Origin of the sequence: Jiangella rhizosphaerae (assembly GCF_003579925.1) — a bacterium.
In the GTDB taxonomy this organism is placed as follows: Bacteria; Actinomycetota; Actinomycetes; order Jiangellales; family Jiangellaceae; genus Jiangella; species Jiangella rhizosphaerae.
Genome location: NZ_QUAL01000159.1, coordinates 1 through 13,450 on the forward strand (window position 1 = coordinate 1; position 13,450 = coordinate 13,450).

Here is a 13,450-nt window from a genome sequence, read left to right on the forward strand (position 1 = left end):
GCCGGGGTCGAGGGAGCGGGCGGCCAGCCATGCGGCACCGGCGGCGCCGTCCAGGGCCGCGCCGACGACGGCGTCCGGCCAGCGCTCCGCGAGCCCGCGACGGACCAGCCGGGCCAGCGGGGTGTCGCCCGTCAGCAGCGAACCGGCCAGCACGATCGGCGTCGCGTCGCCGGCCGCTCGGACCACCCCGGCGGCCGTGAGCAGGTGGCCGGCGGCGTCGGCGAGAATCCGGTCCGCCGCGGGGTCGGTCCCCGCGTTCGCCGTCACCAGCGGCGCCAGCGCCGACAGCGCCACCGGCGGGCGGGCGTGCACCGCCAGGACGATGTCGTTGGTCGCTGCTCGCGACGGCGCGGCGTCGGGGGAGCCGGTCAACGTCTGGACGACGGCCCGTCCCAGCGGCCCCGGCACGTCGCCGCGGTCGAGGGAGGCCAGCGTCATCCGGACCGCCTCGCGTCCGATCCAGAAGCCCGACCCGAGGTCGCCCAGCAGCCACCCGTGACCGTCGACGATCTGGGCCGGGGAGCGGCCGGCGAACCGGGCGGTGATCGCGCCGGTGCCGGACAGCACGAGCGTCCCGTCGGGCTCGGGCGTCCCCGCCACGAAGGCCGCCACCGCATCGGCGACCACCCGGTAGTCGCAGGTCAGGCCGGCCGCCGCCCACCGTGCAGCCAGTTGCGACGCGATCTCCGGCTGGACGAGGTGGTTGTCGCCGGCCGACGCGATGACCGCCGCGCGCACGGCGGCGGGATCGACCGTCGCCAGTGCCGCGGACAACGCCGCCGACACCGCGTCCAGCGCCTTCGGCAGGGCGTGCGACGTGACGTTGGCGCCGTCGGCCCGGCCGGTCCCCAGCCGGCGCCCGGCACCGTCGATCACCACCGCGCGCGTGGACGTCCCGCCGATGTCCAAGCCGATCGCGAGCGGCGCCTCGGTCGTCCCCACTGAGAATCCTTTCCGCCGGTCCCATCCTCGCCCGGCCGGCCCGTCAATCCTTCCCGGCCCCCGGCCCGACCTGGCGCGACGGCCCGGTCTCGCCCAGGCTGCGGCTGGGTCACGCTTCCGAAAACTCTCGCCAAACTCTTGACATCCGGCCAAGGGTAGAAAGAATTCTCACCACTACGGCTCTGACGGCCGCAGGCGAAACTCACTACCACGCCGGGAGGTCGTGTGGCGGAAGGGACACTACCCGCCGCGGAAGTGCCCGAGGCCGGGTCGCCCGCCGATTCCGTGCTCATGCGGATCCGCGCCGCACTGCCGGACCTGCCCGCCGCGCTGCAGCGGGTGGGTGAGCAGGTGCTGTCCGCTCCCGCCGTGGTCGCGCGGGCGACGATCCTCGAGACGGCCGAGCGGAGCGGGACGTCGGCGGCCACCGTGACGAGGTTCTGCCGCGCGCTGGGCCTGCCCGGCTACGCCGACCTGCGGCTGGCGATGGCCGAGGAGACCGGCCGCTCGTCCGCCGTCGCCGGCTGGGAGATCGACATCGGCCGCGAGATCCTGCCGACCGACTCCCTGCGCGAGATGCTCGACCTCATCACGACGGCCGACCTGCGGGCCATCCAGGAGACGGCGGCCCAGCTGGACCTCGAGGAGGTCGAGAAGGCCGCCGACGCCATCGCGAAGGCCGGCCGGGTCGAGGTCTACGGCATCGGCGGCAGCGCCCTGGTCGCCGGCGAGATGCAGCTGTGCCTGCACCGCATCGGCATCCCGACGTGGGCGTGGAGCGACGTGCACGTCGGCCTCACCAGCGCCGCGCTCCTCGGGCCCGAGGACGTCGCCATCGCCGTGTCCCACTCCGGCGCCACCTATGAGACGGTCGAGATGCTGTCCGCGGCCGGCAGCCGCGGCGCCACCACCGTCGCGCTCACCAGCTACCGCAACTCCGCGCTCGCCGAGGTCGCCGACATCGTCCTCACGACCGCCATCCACGAGACGACGTTCCGGCCCGACGCCCTGGCGGCCCGGCACCCGCAGCTGATCGTGCTCGACCTCATCTACGTGGCGGTCGCGCAGCGGCGGTACGAGACCACGGGGGTCGCCCTCAACCTGACCGCGCAGGCGGTCAGCGCGCACCGCGCCGTCAGCCCCGAGACGGCGCGCGCACTGAAGAAGGAGCAGCGGTGAACGACGTCAGCGCGGCGGCCTACCTGGCCACCATCACCGAGATCGTCGACCGCGTCAGCACGACGCAGCTCGACGGAATCCACCGGGCGGCCGACATCGTCGCCCGGTCGGTGCGCGACGGCGGTGTGGTCCAGGCGTTCGGCACCGGGCACTCGCAGGCGACGGCGATGGAGATCGCCGGGCGCGCCGGCGGGCTCATCCCCACCAACCGGATCGCGCTGTCCGACCTGGTGATGTACGGCGGCGAGTCGCCCGAGACGATCCTCGACCCGCGCACCGAACGCGACCCGTCGCTGGCCCAGCGCCTCTACGACCTCGCGCCCGTCGAGCCGCACGACGTGTTCGTCATCGCGTCGAACTCCGGCATCAACGGCAGCATCGTCGGGATGGCCGAGGTCGCCCGCAAGAACGGGCACTCCGTCATCGCGATCACGTCCCTGCAGCACAGCGAGCAGGTCGAGTCGCGACACCCGTCGGGGCGGAAGCTCACCGACCTCGCCGACGTCGTCCTCGACAACGGCGGGCCGTTCGGCGACGCCGTCCTGCCGCTGCCGGAAGGCGGCGCCGTCTGCGCCGTCTCGTCCATCACCGCGGCACTGCTCGCGCAGTTGCTCACGGCGGAAGTGGTCCGCCGGCTCCTCGAGGCCGGCGACACCCCGCCCGTCTATCTCTCCGCCAACGTCCCAGGAGGAGACGTCCACAACGACGGCCTGCTGCAGCGGTACGCGGGCCGGATCCGGCGTGGTGGCTGAGGGAATCGCCGGACCCAGATCACAAGGTTCAAGGAGAGGTTTCACGATGTCCAGCAGCATCGAACGCACCCCTGCGGCGGCCGGCACGGACCGCCGGACCTTCCTGCAACGCGTCGCGCTCACCGGCGTGGCCCTCGGGCCCGGTGGCGCCTTCCTCGCGTCCTGCGCGACGGGCGGCGACGGTGACGACGCCGAGGACGAGGCCACCGAGGCGCCGACCGGTGACGTCTCGGAGGAGAACCCGCTCGGCATCCCGACCGACCAGCCGATCGAGGTCTACATCTTCGACGGCGGCTTCGGCGACGAGTACGCCACCGAACTGCACCAGCCGATCTTCCACGAGCGGTGGCCCGACATCGAGATCGACCACCATGCGGCGGTCGACATCGGCGCCGAGCTGCAGGCCCGCTTCGTCGCCGGCGACCCGCCGGACTTCATCAACAACTCCGGCGACGGGCAGATGGACCCCGGCCAGCTGATCAGCGACGGCCTGCTCGCCGACCTGACGCCGCTGTTCGACGCGCCCAGCTGGGACGACCCGAACGTGACGGTGCGCGACACGCTGCTGCCCGGCACCATCGAGTCCGGCACCCGCGACGGGAAGCCGTACGTCCTCAACTACGCGTTCACCGTCTTCGGCCTCTGGTTCAACCAGACGCTGATGGACGAGAACGGCTGGCCGGTGCCGACGACGTGGCAGGAGATGATGGACGTCTGCGCCGACATCGCCGCCACCGGCATCGCCCCGTGGGTCTACCAGGGTGTGACGGCGCCGCGGTACATGAACTGGCCGCTACTGTCCATGGCCACCAAGCTGGCCGGCCCCGAGATCCTGGTCGCCATCGACAACCTCGAGCCCGGCGCCTGGGGGCACGAGGCGATCAAGGAGTCGGCGGCGGCGATCCGCAGCCTGCGCGAGAACAACTACTTCCTGCCCGGCGTCGAGGGCATGGAGTTCCGCGACGCACAGGGCCTGTGGGCGCGTGGCGAGGCCGTGTTCTGCCCGTCCGGCTCGTGGCTGGAGAACGAGGAGGCCGACGCGATCGCCGAGAACCCGACGTTCCAGCTGGCCATGATGCCCGAGCCGCTGCTGTCGGAGGACTCCGTCATGCCGCTGGAGACGGTGCGCGCCACGGCCGGCGAGCCGTACGTCGTCCCGGCCGACGCGAAGAACCCGCTCGGCGGCATGGAGTACATGCGGGCCATGCTGTCGATGGAGGGCGCGCGCGGCTTCACCGAGCGCGTCACCAGCCTGACCTCCGTCGCGGGTGCGTCGGAGGGCGTGCAGATCGAGGCGCCCGGCCTGGCCTCGGCCCAGGCCGCCCTGCAGGCCGCCGGCGACAACGTCATCAACTGGTTCTACCCGAGCTGGTACGGAACGATGGAGAACCCCGGCATCGACCAGGCCACCGGCGCCCTGCTGCGCGCGGAGCTCACCGTCGACCAGTGGGTGGAGCAGTGCGAGGCGGTGGCGACGGAGATCCGCGAGGACGACTCCATCGTCAAGCAGACCCGCGAGGGCTAGGGGGACTGCATGAACATGCGGCACGGCAAGTATCCCTTCATCCTGGCCTTCCTGCTGCCACCGGTCGGGATCTACGCGATCTACATGCTGTCGCCGTATGTCCAGGCCATCTACATCTCGATGACGGACTGGAGCGGCCTCACGGCCGCCCAGACCTTCATCGGGTTCGACAACTACGTGGAGATGTGGAACGACGACCAGCTCCGCAAGGCGCTGTGGAACAACCTCATCCTGGTGCTGGTCGTCCCCGTCCTCACGTTGCTGCTCGGGCTGTTCTTCGCGTCGATGCTCAACGTCGGCGGCCGCAACCGCGGGGGAGCGGTCACCGGCGTGCGCGGCTCGTCGATCTACAAGGTCGTGTACTTCTTCCCGCAGGTGCTCTCCGTCGCGATCATCGGCATCGTCTTCAAGTACGTGTTCGCGCCGGAGAACGCCGGCGGCATCCTCAACCGGGTGCTGGGCGCGGTCGGGCTGGACGGGCTGCAACGGCTGTGGCTGGCCGAGCCCAACTACCTGATCTGGATCATCGTCCTGGTCATGACGTGGTCGTTCGTCGGCTTCTACGTGGTGCTGTTCTCCGCGGCGATGCAGTCGATCCCGCGCGACATCTACGAGGCCGCGCTGCTCGACGGCTCCAGCCGGCTGACCACGTTCCGCAAGATCACCGTCCCGCTGGTGTGGGACACCGTGCAGGTCGGCTGGGTGTACATGGCGATCCAGGCGATGGACGGCTTCGCGACCGTGCACATCATGCTGGGCATCAACGGCGGCGTCGAGGGCGCCGGCGACGTGCTCGGCGTGGCGATGTACCGCGAGGCGTTCGCCGAGGCCGACTTCGGCTACGCGGCCGCGATCGGCGTCCTCATGCTGGTGCTGACCATGGTGGTCGCGGTGGTGTTCATGCGCGGGCTGCGGCGCGAAAGGGTGGAGCTGGCATGACGACGACCCAGGCGCCTCCCCGCGTCTCCGGCGACGGTCCCGGCCGCGGCGGCGGCCGCCGCGGCAGACATGACCGGCTGCCCGGCGTCGGTGCGGGCGAGAAGGCGGTCGGCCTGATCAACGGCGGGTTCCTGCTGCTGTGGGGGCTCATCACGGCGCTGCCGCTGCTGTGGGCGATCCTGTCCTCGTTCAAGACCAACGGCGAGTTCCGCGTCGACCCGCTGGGCCTGCCGTCGGGTGTCGAGTGGGACAACTTCTCGCGGGCGTGGTCGGCGGCCAACATCGGCCAGTACTTCCTCAACAGCGTCATCGTCGTGTCGATCTCACTGACGCTGACCATGCTGTTCGGGGCGATGGGCGCGTACGTCCTGGCCCGCTACGACTTCCCGGGCAACCGCTTCGTCTACTACCTGTTCGTCGGCGGCCTCATCCTGCCGGTGTTCCTGGCGCTGGTCCCGATGTTCTTCGTCGTCCGCAACCTCGGGTCCCTGCCGGTGATCGGGCAGTTCCTCGGGCTGAACAGCTACCTCAGCCTGGCGCTGGTGTACGTCGCGTTCTCGATGCCGTTCACGGTGTTCTTCCTGACCGCGTTCTTCCGGACGCTGCCGAACTCGGTGGCCGAGGCCGGCATCATGGACGGCTGCTCGCACTTCTCGCTGTTCTGGAAGGTCATGCTGCCGATGGCCCGGCCCGGCATGATCAGCCTGGCGCTGTTCAACTTCCTCGGCCACTGGAACCAGTACGTGCTGCCGCTGGTCATCATGCAGGACGGCGACAAGCGGGTGCTCGCGCAGGGCCTCGGGACGCTGGCCGCGAACACCGGCTTCCGCGCGGACTGGACGGCGTTGTTCGCCGGGCTGGTGATCGCGCTGCTGCCTGTGCTGATCGTCTACATCATCTTCCAGAAGCAGGTGCAGGCCGGCCTGACCGCCGGTGTGCTGAAGTAGCGTTGGCCGGTCGTTCGGCGTTGGGCCCGTCCCCTGCTGCCCGCGGCTAAGAACGGGCAGCTATCAGGGGGACGGGGGAAGAGCGGCGACAGGGCCGGGGCGTTTGTTGGCCGCGACGTGGAGAGGACGTGGGCGTCATCCGACGTGACGACGAGTCCGCCGCTGTCGGTTGTTCGTCGGCGATGTCACCGGACGATCGGTCCGCCCGCAGCGTACGCCTGGGAAGGGGCCACGACGCGAGCGGCGACGAGGCCGGGGCGTGTGTCCGCGCTTCTGTGTGAGTTTGCTGTCGTTCCGCGTCCACCTGGTGAGATTTCACCGTGAGTCGGGGGGCCATCACGAGGATTGCCTGAGCGTCAACACCCCTACAGGCATGTTGATGCCCACGAAATCCTCGTGATGTAGGCGATCGTCGATGATCAACACTGTCCACAGTCCGACAAAACGGGGCGAAACGGGCACGCCATGCCGAGGCATGCCCAGATCCTCCCCGTCCCCCTGATAGCTGCCCGTTCGCGGCAAGAGAATGGGGCAGCAGGGGGACGGGGAGCCTTGACCTCAACCTTAGTTGAGGTATTTGACTCGTGCCCATGACGACCGAACCACGCACCGAGACCGACCATCCGCCGCCGGCGGGCGCCAGGGAATGGACCGCCCTGGCCGTGCTGAGCCTACCGGCGATGCTCGTGATCATGGACCTGACGGTCCTGCACCTGGCCGTGCCGGAGCTCAGCGCCGAGCTGGAGCCGACGGCGTCGCAGCTGCTCTGGATCACCGACATCTACGGGTTCCTCATCGCCGGCTTCCTCATCACCATGGGCTCGCTGGGCGACCGGATCGGACGGCGGAAGCTGCTGCTCCTCGGCGCGGCCGCGTTCGGGCTGGCGTCCGTCCTGTCCGCCTACGCGACCAGCGCGGAGATGCTGATCGCGGCCCGGGCGCTGATGGGGATCGCCGGCGCGACGCTGATGCCGTCGACGTTGTCGCTGATCCGCACCATGTTCCACGACGACCGGCAGCGGACCAAGGCGATCTCGCTGTGGATGATGAGCTTCATGGTCGGCGGCTCGATCGGGCCGCTGGTCGGCGGGGCGCTGCTGGAGGCGTTCTGGTGGGGCTCGGTCTTCCTCGTCGGCGTGCCGGTGATGGTGCTGCTGCTGGTCACCGGGCCGCTGCTGCTGCCGGAGTACCGCGATCCGGGCGCCGGACGGCTCGACCTGCTCAGCGCGGTGCTGCTGCTGGCAGCCGTCCTGCCGGTGATCTACGGCATCAAGAAGCTCGCCGAGGACGGGTTCGGCTGGCTGCTGGTGGGCGCGATCGCCGTCGGCCTGGTGTTCGCCGTGCTGTTCGTGCGGCGGCAGCGGTCGCTGGACGACCCGCTCATCGACGTCGCGCTGTTCCGGAACCGGGCGTTCGGCGCGACGCTCGGCGTCATGACGACCGCGACGTTCGCGATGATGGGGCTGAACCTCTTCGTCATGCAGTACCTGCAGCTCGTCCACGGGTTGTCGCCGTTCCGGGCGGGCCTGTGGGTGCTGCCGATGACCGGCGCGATGATGGTCGGGATGATGTTCGCGCCGCTGCTCGCGGGCCGGTTCCGGCCGGGGTACGTCATCGCCGGCGGGCTGCTGGTGTCGGCCGTCGGCATCGGCGTGATGGCGCTGGCCGGCGGCTCGTCCGGGTTCGGTGTGCTGATCGTCGGCACGTGCGTCATGGCGGCCGGGTTCACGGCGCCGGCGGCGCTCGGCACCGACCTGGTGATCAGCGCGGCGCCGCCGGAGAAGGCCGGCGCGGCGTCGGCGGCATCGGAGACGAGCAACGAGTTCGGCGGCGCCCTGGGCCTCGCGATCCTCGGGAGTGTCGGTACCGCCGTCTACCGTTCGGATATGAGCGACTCCCTGCCCTCCGAGCTGCCCGGCGAGGCCGCCGACGTCGCCGGCGACACTCTGGCCGGCGCGACGGCGGTGGCGGCCACGCTGCCCGACGGCGTCGGCGGCCCGCTGCTCGACGCCGCGCGCGCCGCGTTCACCGACGGTCTGCAGGTCACCGCCGTCGTCAGCACGGCCATCGTGCTCGCCGGCGCCATCCTGGCCGCGGTGCTGCTGCGCCGGGTCGGTGTCCCGACGGCGTCAGGTGGCGGCTCCGCGGAGGGCGGGCCCGCCGCCGTCCTCGTCGGCCCCGAGGAGGTCCCGGCCCGATGAGCATGGAAGTCACCGCATGGAACGCGCTCTACAACGCCATGCACGCGCAGCAGGACACCCGGCCGTTCTCGCGCGCGACGCTGCGGCGCATCCTCGGCTTCGCGCGGCCGCACCGGAGGTACCTGGTCGCCTTCGTGCTGCTGAGCGTCGTGACGGCGGTCCTCGCGGTGGCCACGCCGGTGCTGGCCGGCCGGGTCGTCGACGCCATCATGGACGGCTCGTCGCAGCGATACGTCGTCGGGCTGGCCGTGGTCATCGCCGTCATCGCCGTCGCCGAGGCCGGCGTCGGGCTGGTGCAGCGCTGGCTGTCGGCCAGCATCGGCGAGGGCCTCATCCTCGACCTGCGCCAGGCGGTCTTCGACCACGTGCAGAAGATGCCGATCGCGTTCTTCACCCGCACGCGCACCGGCGCGCTGGTCAGCCGGCTCAACAACGACGTCATCGGTGCGCAGCGGGCGTTCAGCGACCTGCTCTCCGGCGTCGTGAGCAACGTCGTCATGCTGGTGCTGGCGCTCGTGGTCATGCTCGGCATCTCGTGGCAGATCACGGTGCTGGCGCTGGTGCTGCTGCCGGTGTTCGTGCTGCCGGCACGGCGCATGGGTGGCAAGCTCGCCCGGCTCGAGCGCGAGGCGGCCAACCACAACGCCGTCATGGGCACCCAGATGACGGAGCGGTTCTCCGCGCCCGGCGCCACGCTGGTCAAGCTGTTCAGCCGGCCCGAGCGCGAGTCCGCCGAGTTCGCCGTCCGGGCCCGGCGGGTCCGCGACATCGGGCTGCGCACCGCCATGGTGCAGTGGGTCTTCGTCACGGCACTGACGCTGGTCGGCGCCCTCGCGCTGGCCCTGGTGTACGGGCTGGGCGGGTTCTACGCCCTGCGCGACCAGCTCGACGCCGGCGCCGTCGTGTCCATGGCGCTGCTGCTGACGCGGCTGTACGCGCCGCTGACCGCGCTGGCCAGCGCCCGCGTCGAGGTGATGAGCGCGCTGGTCAGCTTCGCCCGGGTGTTCGAGGTGCTCGACCTGAGGCCGCTGATCCAGGAGCGGCCCGGCGCCCGGGCGGTGCCCGTCGGCCCGGTCTCGGTCGAGTTCGACGACGTCCACTTCAGCTATCCGGCGGCCGACAAGGTGTCGCTGGCGTCGCTCGAGGAGGTCGCCATGCTCGACACCCGCGGCGGCGACGAGGTGCTGCACGGCGTCTCGTTCACCGCCGCGCCGGGCGAGATGGTCGCCCTGGTGGGGTCGTCCGGCGCCGGCAAGTCGACCATCGCCCAGCTGCTGCCGCGCCTCTACGACGTCGACTCCGGCGCCGTCCGCCTGAACGGCGTCGACGTCCGCGACCTCACGATGGCCTCGCTGCGCGAGACGCTGGGCATGGTGACGCAGGACGGCCACTTGTTCCACGAGTCGATCCGCGAGAACCTGCTGATCGCCCGGCCCGAGGCCACCGACGACGAGCTGTGGGACGTCCTGCGGCGGTCCCGGCTCGACGCCCTGGTGGCGGCGCTGCCCGACGGGCTCGACACCGTCGTGGGGGAGCGGGGCTACCGGCTGTCCGGCGGCGAACGGCAGCGGCTGACCATCGCGCGGCTGCTGCTGGCCCGGCCCAGGGTGGTCATTCTCGACGAGGCAACGGCGCACCTCGACTCCACCTCGGAGGCGGCGGTGCAAGAGGCGCTCGGCGAGGCGCTCGAGGGCCGCACGGCGGTGGTCATCGCGCACCGGCTGTCGACCATCCGGTCCGCCGACCAGATCCTCGTCATCGAGTCCGGCCGGGTCGTCGAACGGGGCACCCACCCGGAGCTGCTGACGGCGGGCGGCCGCTACGCGCAGCTCTACCGCACCCAGTTCGACCAGCCCGGCGCCGACGGCTGGACGGCCGGCCAGGCCGAGGCCGGGGAAGTGGTGCCCGGCTGAGCCGCCGACCGGCCGCGGCACCGTCGGTCATGGAGTAATCGGGGGCTCCGGGCGGCCCGGAAGCCCGGTTTCTCCGTGATCAACCGGGCCGGCGGCGCCGGCCGGCCTCAGCCGCGCAGTTCGCGGGCGAGCTCGGCGAGCCGGTCCTTCCACGCGGCGGCGACGGCGGCCGCGTCGGCCGAGGACGGCGCCGACTCGGTGACGACCAGTCGTGCACCGTGGCCGGTGCCCTCGCCCAGCTCCCACCGCACCCGCCCGCCGCCGGGCGTCGTGTAGGCGAGCACCTTCGGCTCGTCGCGCTCCAGCACGTCATCGGCGGCGACGCCGGCGAGTCGCGAGATGACCGGCCATGCCGCCTCGGCCGGAGCGGTGAGCTGACGTTCGAACCGGACCCGCCGCCCGCCCGCGACGGTCTCGACCACGCCCGCGTCGAGGCCGAACCGCTCGACGTAGGCGTCGTGCTGCTCGGCGGACGGGGAGGCGGCCGTGACGGGGACGCCGTCGAGCACCTGCAGGAGGGCGGCGAAGCACTGCGCCCAGCCCGAGGCGAAGCTGGCGGCGCCGTAACGGTCGTCGAAGACGTGGGTGAACTCGAGCCGGCAGCCGTCGCCGTCGTCGTGGAGCTCGAAGCGCAGCCGCTCGCCGGACCAGGTGAAGCCGATGACGCGGCCGGGCTCGGCGTCGGTGACCTGGCCGTCGACCGTGGGGCCGGCGCCGTCGCCCCAGTCGAAGCGGACGTCGGCGCCGACGACGGGGTCGAACTCGACCCGGGCGGGGAACCACTGACTCAGGTGGCCGGGCTCGGTGAGCGCGCGCCACACCTGGGCTCGTGGGTGGCGGAACCGCCGCTCCATGCGCAGGACCGTGCGGTCGCCGTCGGTGTGCAGGCTCTCGGTCATGACTGCTCCTCGTACTGTTTCTGCAGGGCAGCGGCGCGTTGCCAGGTGTCCCAGTCGACCGCCCGGCCGGAGAGCGCGGCGTCGAGGATCTCCAGGCCGGCGTGCCAGCCGGCCGCGACGGCCGGCCCCGCGTCGGGGTCGTCGATGGTGTTGCGGAAGACCAGCAGGCAGCCGCCGCCGTCGGGCGTCAGCTCCCAGCGCAGCGTCTCGGTGCCCCACGTGTACTCGAGCAGGTGGGGCGGGTCGGCGGCGATCATGCGGCCGGTGACGGGCTCGGGCGCGACGCCGAAGCGCTCGCGCTGCTCGTCCGTCGGGTGGAAGAAGAGGGTCGCGCCCGGCGGATGACCGAACCGCCGCTCGAACCGGATCTCGACCCGTCCGTCGGCGGTGCGGCGCACGGTGCCCGGCGCCCTCACTCGTCATCCATCGTGTCGAGGTGACGCTCGAGGGCGTCGAAGCGGTCGGCCCACATCCAGCGGTACGGGGTCAGCCAGGCGTCGATCTCGGCCAGCGGCTCGGGCCGCAGCTCGTACCAGCGCCGCTGCGCCTCGGGCCGGACGGTGACCAGCCCGGCCTCGCGGAGCACCCGCAGGTGCTTCGACGTGCCGGGCTGGGAGAGGCCGATGGCCTCGGTGAGCTCGCCGACCAGCCGGGGGCGCTCGCGGAGCAGATCCAGGATGCGCCGCCGGGCCGGGTCGGCGAGCACGCCGAACGGTTCAGACGACATACCCCCGACAATAGCCAGTCAGGAATATAACCGCAAGTGCATGTACTCGAATCAGCTGAGCTGCCCGCGCACCGCTCCGGCGGGGAACGGCGCGTTGTGGACGTTGACGTAGTAGGCGGTGGGGTCGGCCACGATGGCCGCCAGCTCGCTCTCCGACAGCGTCATCGTCGTGTTCTGGTCGTCGGGGACGGCCGTGATGCAGCCGTGGCTGACGGGGTCGGGGGTCTCGAGGCCGACGACGATCGGGCCGGGGTCGCTCGGCGGGGCGATGTGGATGTGTGCCGCCGTCGCGGGCTCGATGCGCACCACGAGGAGCGTGTAGCAGAGCGTGTCGCCCCTGACGATGGCGGCGAACGCGCCGTGGCCGTCGGGGTCGCCGGGTCCGGGCCGCTCGGCGGCGCCGGTCAGCACGGTGTGCAGGGTGGTGACGTCGGCGCCGTCGGACGAGGCGGGGACGGCGCCCGCCACGAGGGCGGCTCCGGCGGCGGTGACCAGGGCCGCGGAACGGACGAGCCAGGTGCGCATGGTGCTCTCCTTCGGGACCGGGTGTGGCGGGGTGGCCCGGTCGGACCACCCCGTGGTTGTACGGTCACCGTCGCCGGAAGGATTTCGCCGGACGGGATGATTCCGGCTCGGGCATCGTGGCGGTTCGAACTACTCCGCCGGTCCCGCGGCCGCACCTTCGGTAGCGGTGACCGCCTCGTCGATGATCCGCTGCGCTGGATCCTCGTAGTCGTCGGCCGCCTCGGGAGGGGCCACCTGCAGGTCCGGGTCGGTGACGAACGCGATCGCCTGGTCCACCGTGATGTCCACGTTCGACACCGGCGTGACGCTGTTGTTGCCGAACAGGGCGTTGACCGCGATGCCGACGAGCGAACCATCGGCCCGCTCGTAGACGATCCCGAGCGCCATGCCGGTCTCGGCGTCGGCCTCGGCGACGTAGACGGTCCCATCGGGGCCGGGCTGCTCGGTGCAGACCTCGCGCGACACGCACCCGAAGGTCCCGGCGAAGCTCTCGAAGGCGTACTCGCCCTCGACGTACCCGGCCTCGGTGACCGCGACCTGCACCATGCCCTCGCCGTCCGCACCGGGAATGGTCCAGCCCAGCTTCGTTCCCACGGAGGCCGCGGTCCCGTTGCCCCCGCCCTGCCGGTTGCTGGTCTCGGCCGGCAGGTGCTCGTGCGCCGGGTCGAGGTGCTCGACGGCGGTATCGAGCAGCAGCTGCCGGGTCAGGGGGAAGCCGAACGGATCGTCCGACGTCGGCACGTCGGTCGGCTCCGCGGACGGTACCTCGCTGTCCGGCGGGGCGGTCGCCGTCTCGGCCGGGACCTCGACGGCCGCCGGGCCGTCGCCGGCGCCGGCCACGTCCAGCTCGCCCGGCGCCGCCGGGCCGAAGCCGGGCAGCAGCAGGGCCACGCCCACCCCG

Annotated in this window: 12 protein-coding genes and 1 pseudogene; 7 read left to right on the forward strand and 6 right to left on the reverse strand. The window is 71.8% G+C overall.

Translation table 11 applies throughout. From position 1 onward, the window contains the following. On the reverse strand, positions 1-942 hold a 942-nt coding region (locus DY240_RS16710), incomplete at its 3' end, for an N-acetylglucosamine kinase (RefSeq protein WP_119660980.1). 291 nt (positions 943-1,233) lie between these two features. Between DY240_RS16710 and DY240_RS16715 the strand changes: the two genes are divergently transcribed. The 7 genes from DY240_RS16715 (at position 1,234) to DY240_RS16745 (ending at position 10,398) form a co-directional block, all read left to right on the forward strand. Next, positions 1,234-2,121: a MurR/RpiR family transcriptional regulator gene (locus DY240_RS16715; protein ID WP_119660991.1), complete on the forward strand. Its 888-nt coding sequence runs from the start codon at positions 1,234-1,236 to the stop codon at positions 2,119-2,121. Continuing rightward, complete coding sequence (locus tag DY240_RS16720; RefSeq protein ID WP_119660981.1) at positions 2,118-2,873, forward strand: sugar isomerase domain-containing protein; 756 nt, start codon at positions 2,118-2,120, stop codon at positions 2,871-2,873. The genes DY240_RS16715 and DY240_RS16720 overlap by 4 nt, the downstream gene beginning before the upstream one ends. Positions 2,874-2,919: 46 nt before the next feature. Beyond that, the gene (ngcE, locus tag DY240_RS16725; protein WP_119660982.1) at positions 2,920-4,398 is read left to right on the forward strand and encodes an N-acetylglucosamine/diacetylchitobiose ABC transporter substrate-binding protein; all 1,479 of its coding nucleotides are present in this window, start codon (positions 2,920-2,922) and stop codon (positions 4,396-4,398) included. 15 nt (positions 4,399-4,413) lie between these two features. After that, positions 4,414-5,337 carry a carbohydrate ABC transporter permease gene (locus DY240_RS16730; RefSeq protein ID WP_119660992.1) on the forward strand — a complete coding sequence of 308 codons (924 nt, stop codon included), beginning with the start codon at positions 4,414-4,416 and terminating at the stop codon, positions 5,335-5,337. Next, positions 5,334-6,284: a carbohydrate ABC transporter permease gene (locus DY240_RS16735; protein WP_119660983.1), complete on the forward strand. Its 951-nt coding sequence runs from the start codon at positions 5,334-5,336 to the stop codon at positions 6,282-6,284. Before DY240_RS16730 ends, DY240_RS16735 begins: the two co-directional genes overlap by 4 nt. 590 nt (positions 6,285-6,874) lie before the next feature. Further along, positions 6,875-8,485: an MFS transporter gene (locus DY240_RS16740; RefSeq protein ID WP_119660984.1), complete on the forward strand. Its 1,611-nt coding sequence runs from the start codon at positions 6,875-6,877 to the stop codon at positions 8,483-8,485. Further along, complete coding sequence (locus tag DY240_RS16745) at positions 8,482-10,398, forward strand: ABC transporter ATP-binding protein (protein ID WP_119660985.1); 1,917 nt, start codon at positions 8,482-8,484, stop codon at positions 10,396-10,398. Before DY240_RS16740 ends, DY240_RS16745 begins: the two co-directional genes overlap by 4 nt. A 107-nt stretch (positions 10,399-10,505) precedes the next feature. Here the strand turns inward: DY240_RS16745 and DY240_RS33735 are convergent, their stop codons facing one another. From DY240_RS33735 to DY240_RS32070, 5 genes and pseudogenes are all read right to left on the reverse strand, one after another. After that, positions 10,506-11,297, reverse strand: coding sequence for an SRPBCC family protein (locus tag DY240_RS33735; RefSeq protein WP_119660986.1), 792 nt, complete (start codon positions 11,295-11,297; stop codon positions 10,506-10,508). Beyond that, on the reverse strand, positions 11,294-11,713 hold the full coding sequence (locus tag DY240_RS16755) for an SRPBCC domain-containing protein (RefSeq protein WP_119660987.1): 420 nt from the start codon (positions 11,711-11,713) through the stop codon (positions 11,294-11,296). Before DY240_RS16755 ends, DY240_RS33735 begins: the two co-directional genes overlap by 4 nt. Next, positions 11,710-12,024, reverse strand: a complete 315-nt coding sequence (locus tag DY240_RS16760) for an ArsR/SmtB family transcription factor (RefSeq protein WP_119660988.1) — start codon at positions 12,022-12,024, stop codon at positions 11,710-11,712. The genes DY240_RS16755 and DY240_RS16760 overlap by 4 nt, the downstream gene beginning before the upstream one ends. Positions 12,025-12,075: 51 nt before the next feature. Next, positions 12,076-12,549, reverse strand: a complete 474-nt coding sequence (locus DY240_RS16765) for a CHRD domain-containing protein (RefSeq protein WP_119660989.1) — start codon at positions 12,547-12,549, stop codon at positions 12,076-12,078. 129 nt (positions 12,550-12,678) lie between these two features. Continuing rightward, positions 12,679-13,450 (reverse strand): annotated as a pseudogene (locus DY240_RS32070) (hypothetical protein); the annotation flags it as partial.

Coding starts and splice junctions, on each gene's coding strand:
- DY240_RS16715 (WP_119660991.1), top strand. CDS start 1,234: ATGCGGATCCGCGCCGCACTGCCGGACCTGCCCGCCGCGCTGCAGCGG.
- ngcE (WP_119660982.1), top strand. CDS start 2,920: ATGTCCAGCAGCATCGAACGCACCCCTGCGGCGGCCGGCACGGACCGC.
- DY240_RS16730 (WP_119660992.1), top strand. CDS start 4,414: ATGCGGCACGGCAAGTATCCCTTCATCCTGGCCTTCCTGCTGCCACCG.
- DY240_RS16735 (WP_119660983.1), top strand. CDS start 5,334: ATGACGACGACCCAGGCGCCTCCCCGCGTCTCCGGCGACGGTCCCGGC.
- DY240_RS16740 (WP_119660984.1), top strand. CDS start 6,875: ATGACGACCGAACCACGCACCGAGACCGACCATCCGCCGCCGGCGGGC.
- DY240_RS16745 (WP_119660985.1), top strand. CDS start 8,482: ATGAGCATGGAAGTCACCGCATGGAACGCGCTCTACAACGCCATGCAC.
- DY240_RS33735 (WP_119660986.1), bottom strand. CDS start 11,297: ATGACCGAGAGCCTGCACACCGACGGCGACCGCACGGTCCTGCGCATG.
- DY240_RS16760 (WP_119660988.1), bottom strand. CDS start 12,024: ATGTCGTCTGAACCGTTCGGCGTGCTCGCCGACCCGGCCCGGCGGCGC.
- DY240_RS16765 (WP_119660989.1), bottom strand. CDS start 12,549: ATGCGCACCTGGCTCGTCCGTTCCGCGGCCCTGGTCACCGCCGCCGGA.